The sequence below is a fragment of the Curtobacterium sp. MCBA15_008 genome (assembly GCF_001865065.1).
GTDB lineage: Bacteria > Actinomycetota > Actinomycetes > Actinomycetales > Microbacteriaceae > Curtobacterium.
In genome coordinates this window covers 1-5,958 of the sequence record NZ_MJGN01000040.1, presented here as the reverse complement: position 1 = coordinate 5,958, position 5,958 = coordinate 1, and the positions used below count along the sequence as shown (strand labels likewise).

Genomic DNA, 5,958 nt, shown 5'->3' with positions numbered 1-5,958 from the left:
CACCTGAATCCACCCGTCGACGGTGTCGTTCGTTGCGCACGCGGGTGGTTGCGGACGCGTGGTTGCGACAGGCGCGTCGTCGTACGACATCGACGGTGTCGCGACGCGTGCGCGCGGCAGACCGTATGCGCACGGCAGACCGCGTGCGCGCGGCGCGTGCCGTGGACGCGACCGGCAGGCGGCCTGGAGGCGCGTGGCGGGGCCGCACCGCGCCTCCCGGCCCGCAGGTGGGCGCGTCGCGGACGGGGCCGCCCCGTGGCCGGGCTACGAGGCGGGCGTCGCGTGCACGACGAACTCGACGGCGCCGGAGTCGTCGACCTTCACGAAGCCCAGGTTCGGGGCCTGCACGCCGTAGTCCGAGAACGTGATCGGGAGTGAGCCGGAGATGTCGACGCCGTCGCCGTTCAGACCGACCTCGAGCGTGGCGGTCACCGGCTTCGTCACGCCGTGCAGGGTGAGGTTGCCGGTGGCCTCGACCTTCGTCGTGCCCGAGCTGCTCGGGACCGCGTCCGCGACGGGCTCGGTGAGGGCGAACGTCGCCGTCGGGAAGGCCGCGGCGTCCATCGCGGAGTCGCGGAAGTAGGAGTCGCGCTGGTTCGAGTCGGTGGCGATGTCGGCGACCTGCACCGTGATCTCGGCCTTGGTGATGGCCGACCCGTCGACGGTGGCGCTGCCGGTCACGCTGTCGGTGCGTCCGGTGACGGTCACGTCCGAGCCGTTGAGGACCTCGTGGACGCGGTACCCCGCCTCCGAGTCGCCGCCGACCGTCCAGGTGCCGGACAGGTCGGCGTCGTCGATCGTCGAGGGGGCACGGCTGGCGGCGACGGACGGCGCGGCCGAGGCCTTCGCGTTCTCGCTGCTCGTGTAGAGGTTCGTGCCGACCACCGCAGCGACGACGCCGAGCACGACGACGGCGACGATGACGGAGATCCAGATGACGGCCTTGCGGCGGGGGCGCGGGGTGTCGGAGGTCACGAGGACGACGGTGACACGTCATGCTCTGGGGAGCCTGGGATTCCTCGGCCGCTACGCTCGTCCGGTGCAGAGGACGGCAGGGTCGACGGTGTGGCGGTCGCGATGGCTCGAGGTGGCCGCGTTCGTGGTCGCGTTCCTGGCCGTGCACGCGCTCCTCTGGTACCTGACGACGATCTCGGCGAACCTGCCGCTCGGCGACGTCACGATCACGTACAAGCGGTGGATCGAGACCGGGCACACCGACCGGTTCTGGGTCGGGATCGACTCCGACTGGGTGTACCCGATCCTGGCGATCGTGCCGATGGCCGCCGCTGCCCTGGGCGGCGTGGGGTCGATCGGCACCGGGTGGCTCCTGTTGATGATCGTGCTCGACGCCGTCGCGTGCGGGTTCCTGTGGCGCTTCCGCGGACTCGGCGTGCGGGTCGTGTGGTGGTGGTTGGCGTTCCTCCTGGCGCTGGGGCCGATCGGCCTCGGCCGGATCGACACCGTCGCGACCGTGCTCGCCCTGGTCGGGGTGGCCTTCGTCGCCAGCCGGCCGGCCGTGGCCTCCGTGCTGTTCACCGCCGGAGCGTGGACGAAGGTGTGGCCCGCTGCGCTCGTCGGCGTTCTCCTGCTGCTCCGTCGGGGGCACCGCCGTGGGGTCCTCGCCGGGGCGCTCGTACTCACAGCGCTGATCGTCCTCGTCGACGTGCTCTACGGGGGAGCGGCGCACCTGTTCTCGTTCGTCGGCCAGCAGACCGGCCGGGCGCTGCAGATCGAGGCGCCGCTGGCGACGCCGTTCATGTGGGCGGCCGCGTTCGGGGTGCCGGGCGCCGCGGTCTACTACGACCAGCAGATCCTGACCTTCGAGGTCTCCGGCGCCGGCACCCACGCGGCCGCCGCGGTGTCGACGCCCCTGATGGCCGCGGTCGTCGTGGCCGGGGTGCTCCTGGCGCTCTGGGCGGTCCGACGCGGTGCGCACCGCACCGAGGCGGCGCCGCTCCTCGCGCTGCTGTTCGTCGCCGCGCTCGTCGCCACGAACAAGGTGGGGTCGCCGCAGTACATCGGGTGGTTCGCCGTGCCGATCGTGTGGGGGCTCGTCGCCGGTCGGCCGAGCGCCCGGCGCTTCCTGCCGATCGCGGTGGCGGCGTTGCCGATGGCGCTGCTCACCCAGATCGTCTACCCCGGGTTCTACGACCAGGTGCTCACCGTGCAGCCCTGGGTCCTCGTGGTGCTGACGCTCCGCAACGCCCTCGAGGTCGCGGTGCTCGTCTGGAGCGTCGTGGCGCTGGTGCGGCTCGGGCTGCGCGCCGGACCGGGCGTCGGGTCACCTGCACGCTCCGTTCCCGCGCGGGGCAGGATGGACCCATGATCGTCGCGTTCTCCGTCGCCCCGTCCGGTGGTCCCTCCGCAACGTCGGACGGGTCCGTGCACGACGCCGTCGCGGCGGCCGTACGGATCGTCCGCGAGAGCGGGCTGCCGAACCGCACCTCGTCCATGTTCACCGAGGTCGAGGGGGAGTGGGACGAGGTCATGGACGTCGTCAAGCGCGCCACCGAGGCCGTCGGCGCGTACGGCACGCGGGTGTCGCTCGTGCTCAAGGCCGACATCCGGCCGGGGCACGTCGGGGAGATCGACGGCAAGCTCGAGCGGCTCGAGGCGGCGCTCGACGGCTGACCGCGTACCCCGATCTGGGGATGCTGAGGATTCGTCCGTGGTCGTGCCGGTCTCCTAGCCTCGAACACGGGGGATCCGGACGCATCCCAGGGGCTTCCCCGCGGGCGTCCTCACGGTGCGCGCTGCGCACGTTCAGGAAGCACGGGTGCTGGCTGATGGCCTACGGCAACTACGAGTTCGGCAAGGACATGGGGGCGATCCGCGCCGATCAGGCGGCGTCGGCAAAGTCCCTCAAGAGCATCCAGGTCACGAGTGGCCTCAGCATGATGCTGAACGTGGCGACTGCGGCGAACACCGCACGGGCAGCACGCAGCGCCGAGGAGCAGGTCGCGGTGCAGCGCGAGCAGCACGCCCTGCAGCAGGCGATGGCCGCGCAGACCGCGCGGCACGAGTTCTCGATGTGGCGGCAGACGCCCGAGGGTGCGGCGTTCGTCGACTGGCAGCAGCGCGCGCTGGCCCTGGTCCCGTTCCTGCGTGGACGTGATCGTTCGTGGCAGGCGGCGTGGGCTCGAGCGATCGACGTGGCGCGGGCGCAGACCCCCGCCGACGAACAGCGCCGCCTCGCACAGCTCCCGGCGCGGCTCCGGCAGACCCCGCTGAAGGTGCTGTCGATCGTCAGCTTCGTGCTGCTCGTGCTCCCGCTCATCGGCCTCGGCTTCGCGGCGTTGACGGCGTCGTTCTCGAACGGACGGGCTGCGTACGAGGAGTGCCTCCGCAACGTCGGTGAGGTCCTGACGCAGGCGAACTGCGACGCGATCGAACCGGAGAACCCCTTCACGGGTCCGATCGTGTGGCTCGTGCTGCTGTTCGGCCTCGGCATCGTGTTCGCAGTGCTCCGCGTCGTCCGGATGCGTGCCGCCCGCGCGGACCGTCGAGTCGAGGAAGAGGGCGCCACCCGCGTCGCCCGGTGGGGGTTCGACCCGCTCATCACCCACGGCGCGTGGTACGGCTGGCACGACTCCGAGAACTTCACCGGCTACGCCGACCGGCTCGAGCAGCTGATCGTGAACGGCGCCACCGTGCGCCCGAGCGTCGCGCAGCTCATCCCGCTGCAGATCCCGACGCCGTGGCAGCCGGCCGAGCACCTGCCCGCCGAGGTGAACGGTGCCCTGGCCGCCATGCAGCAGGAGCAGACCTCGCTCGCCGCCGACGAAGCCCCCGACGAGCTGACCCGCTGACGCTCGGACGGCGTCCTGGGCGGGAGGGAACGCGGTGGGCTGACCGTCCGCCGCGTCGTCCGTCGACACGCCGGGTGCCTCCCGTGGATGTCGGTGGCCGGGTGTCTCATGGGGTTCATCGAGCCGCACCCCGGCGGCTGCGGAGATCACCCCGGACGACGAGGAGCGCGTGATGATGCACGACGGCTGGTGCCCCGACTGCGACCTGCGAACGGTCGTCATCGACACCGACGAGCAGGGCGACCACGCCTGGGCGAGCTGCACCGAGTGCGGCTCCGGGTGGGTCCACCGCGACGAGCTCCCCGAGCTGGTCGGTGCCCCCGTCGCACAGCCCGAGCGTCGCGCCGCCTGACGGCGGTCGAATCGATTCGTCACCCGACTTCCGTTCGGGTGTTGGAGCGGTCTACACTGCTGAGACCGGTTGCCTGAGGCGCCCGGTCGTCCCCGTTCGCCGCTGAACCCGGACCGTCCTCCGTCCGGTGTCGGACTCGAGACCGGCGCTCGCGATCCAGCGTTCCCGCGTGCCGACGCCTCGGATCGGAGGCCCGGTGCCGCACCGCGTGCACCGACGGTCCCAGCCGACTCGCCGTCGCGAGCCGACGTCCGGAACCCGTCCCGCTCCTCCCGTCCGAGAACAGGCACCATGTCCCAGCTCACGCCTGCGCGCCGCGCACTCGCGCTCATCGCCCTCGCCCTCGGTGGCTTCGCCATCGGGTCCACCGAGTTCGTCGCGATGGGCCTGCTGCCGAACATCGCCGCAGCGCTCCTGCCGCACCAGTACGGCGTCGATCCGGATGCCGGGATCGCGCACGCCGGCTGGCTCGTCAGCGCCTACGCGCTCGGCGTGGTCGTCGGAGCGCCGACGATCGCCGCGATGTCGGCGAAGTTCCCGCGCAAGGGCCTCATCCTCGTGCTGCTCGTCGGGTTCGTCGTCGCGACGGTCGCGAGCGCGATCCTGCCCTCGTTCGGCCTCGTGCTCGTCGCACGGTTCGTCGCCGGGCTGCCGCACGGCGCGTACTTCGGCATCGCGTCGATCGTCGCCGGCGACATCATGGGTCCGGGCAAGCGCGGCAAGGGCATCGCGATGGTGCTGCTCGGCCTGTCGGTCGCGAACGTCATCGGCGTCCCGGCGATCACCTGGGTCGGGCAGGTCGCGAGCTGGCGCATCGCCTACGGCGTCGTCGCCGTGCTCTTCGCGCTGACGTTCCTGGCGGTGCTGGCGTTCGTGCCGCGCAGCGCCCGTGACGAGCACGCCACGATCGGCCGCGAGCTCCGGGCCTTCCGCGTGCCGCAGGTCTGGATGGTCATGGGCCTCGGGGCCGTCGGCTTCGGCGGGTTCTTCGCGGTGTACTCGTACATCTCGCCGCTCGTGCAGAACGTCACCGGGCTGCCGGAGTCCTTCGTGCCCCTCGTGCTCGTGGTGGTCGGCATCGGCATGGTCGTCGGCGGCATCCTGGGCGGCCTGCTGGCCGACCACAGCATCAAGCGCACGATCTACGTCGGCATGTTCGCCCTCATCGCCGCCCTGCTCGTCACCGTGCTCACCGCGCAGTGGGCGTGGGGGATGTTCCTCGGTGCGTTCCTGCTCGGGGCGACCTCGTCCGCGATCCCGCCCGCGGTGCAGTCCCGCCTGATGGACGTCGCCGGTGACGCCCGCACGATCGCCGCGGCGCTCAACCACTCGGCGTTCAACATCGGCAACTCGCTCGGTGCGGCCCTGGGCGGTGCGGTCATCGCCGCCGGGTTCGGCTTCCTTGCGCCGGGGTGGCTCGGGATCGTGCTCGCGCTGCTCGGCGTGCTCATGACGATGGTCAGCTACGGAGCCGAGCGCCGCAGCAGCCGTCGTGCTGCGCTCCGCTCGTCGTCGCCGAGCACGGGGCCGATCACGTCGCCGGTTCCGATCGTCTGACGGGGACGGGCGGGCACGCCGCACCGTCCACCGCTCCCGAAAGCGACAGTTCGCCGCGGAACTCCCGCGGCGGACTGTCGCTTTCGCGTGGGGGACGGGACCGGTCGGCGCGGACTGTCGCCGTGGCGGGATCAGCGCCGCCGACCACCCGACGGGAGGCGCGGTGCCGGCCCGCACCGCGCCTCCAGGCCGTCGCCGGGTACGGGCCACCGCCCGTGGTGAGCAGCAGAGGCCGGGTCC

6 protein-coding genes are annotated in these 5,958 nt (G+C 72.1%); 5 read left to right on the top strand and 1 reads right to left on the bottom strand.

What is annotated here, in order from left to right:
- Window positions 1–264: 264 nt before the first annotated feature.
- Window positions 265–975 (bottom strand): YceI family protein, encoded by a 711-nt coding sequence (locus BIU96_RS14535; protein ID WP_071293337.1) that lies wholly within the window; start codon window positions 973–975, stop codon window positions 265–267.
- Between the two features lie 64 nt (window positions 976–1,039).
- Between BIU96_RS14535 and BIU96_RS14530 the strand changes: the two genes are divergently transcribed.
- From BIU96_RS14530 to BIU96_RS14510, 5 genes are all read left to right on the top strand, one after another.
- Window positions 1,040–2,326: a glycosyltransferase 87 family protein gene (locus BIU96_RS14530; RefSeq protein ID WP_175477568.1), complete on the top strand. Its 1,287-nt coding sequence runs from the start codon at window positions 1,040–1,042 to the stop codon at window positions 2,324–2,326.
- A complete protein-coding gene (locus BIU96_RS14525; protein WP_071293335.1) occupies window positions 2,323–2,631 on the top strand; it encodes a thiamine-binding protein in 309 nt (102 codons plus the stop codon). The genes BIU96_RS14530 and BIU96_RS14525 overlap by 4 nt, the downstream gene beginning before the upstream one ends.
- Before the next feature lie 155 nt (window positions 2,632–2,786).
- Window positions 2,787–3,809, top strand: coding sequence for a hypothetical protein (locus BIU96_RS14520; RefSeq protein ID WP_071293334.1), 1,023 nt, complete (start codon window positions 2,787–2,789; stop codon window positions 3,807–3,809).
- A 172-nt stretch (window positions 3,810–3,981) separates the two neighbouring features.
- Window positions 3,982–4,161, top strand: coding sequence for a hypothetical protein (locus BIU96_RS14515; RefSeq protein ID WP_071293333.1), 180 nt, complete (start codon window positions 3,982–3,984; stop codon window positions 4,159–4,161).
- A gap of 291 nt (window positions 4,162–4,452) precedes the next feature.
- Window positions 4,453–5,718 carry an MFS transporter gene (locus tag BIU96_RS14510; RefSeq protein WP_071293332.1) on the top strand — a complete coding sequence of 422 codons (1,266 nt, stop codon included), beginning with the start codon at window positions 4,453–4,455 and terminating at the stop codon, window positions 5,716–5,718.
- Window positions 5,719–5,958 lie beyond the last annotated feature (240 nt).